We start from the raw sequence: 1169 nt of genomic DNA on the forward strand, positions 1-1169 counted from the left end.
TACCCGGACGGAGCCACGCCGAGGACCTGGCCTACCTGCGCGCGTTCCTGGACGGCGTCGCCAACCTGGACACCGGCGGCAGCGCCCGCGACCAACACGAAAAAATGGCCATGCTCGAACGCATCAAGGGCGCGGCCTGCGGCGCACAGGTCATCGCCGGCACCATGATGCAGCAAAGCGTCGTCGAGGCCCGCACCGAGGCCGGGGTCCACGGAAACAATCCCGCCTACGGGGTGGGCGTCCAAGCGGGAATGGCACGGCGCGAATCCCCGACCAAGGGCAGGGCCTTCATGGCCTACTCCAACCGCATGATCCAAGACCTGCCACTGACCTTCGCCGCCCTGCTGGCCGGGAACCTCAACGAGGCCCAGGCCCTGGCCATCGACAGCGAAACCCAGCACCTCCCCTCCAAGGAACGCCAGGAAGTGGACGCGGAATTGATGCGCACCCCGCACGCCCTGGACGGGATGTGCGACCGGCAGGTGGTGGACACCGTGCGCCGCCTCGCCTACAGGTACGACTCGCTTGACGCCCTGACCCGCCTGGAGGACGCCAAGGCCGGCCGCTACGCGGCCGCGTTCCCGGCCCGCGACGGCATGATGCAGCTGGCCGGGCTGCTGCCGATCGACGACGGACTGGCCGTGCACCAGGCCCTGGACGAGGCGGCCGCGCAGATCAAGAAAGCCGGGGACCCCCGCACCCTGGCCCAGATCCGGGCGGACGTGCTGGTGGACCGGGTCACCGGGAGGCAGCCGGGCGAGGGCGTGAAGATCATCCTCAACCTGGTCATGAACGACCGCACCCTCTTCCAGGGCTCCAGCGAACCGGCCCACCTGATCGGCTACGGCACCGTCCCGTCCACCTGGGCCAGGATGGCGGTCGCCGGGCGGGACCCCCAGGACAAGGAACGCTACCGGGGGCTGGTATCCCTCAAGAGGATCTACACCCACCCGGACACCGGGTCGCTGGTGGCCATGGATTCCAGGTCCCGCCAATTCCCCACCGCCCTCAAGGACCTGATCAGCATCCGCGACCGGTACTGCCGCACCCCCTGGTGCAACGCACCCATCAAGCACTTCGACCACGTGGTCCAACACAGCCGCGGCGGCCCGACCAGCGAGGCCAACTCTGCCGGCCGCTGCGCCGGATGCAACCAGACCAAGGAGCAG

At 69.2% G+C, this 1169-nt stretch carries 1 protein-coding gene; it reads left to right on the top strand.

Going from position 1 to position 1169, the window contains the following annotated elements; genetic code table 11:
• Positions 1–1169: HNH endonuclease (locus tag DQ353_RS21090; protein WP_113765138.1), on the top strand; the 1169-nt coding region annotated here is incomplete at both ends.

The organism is Arthrobacter sp. AQ5-05, assembly GCF_003287975.1.
Lineage (GTDB): Bacteria > Actinomycetota > Actinomycetes > Actinomycetales > Micrococcaceae > Paeniglutamicibacter.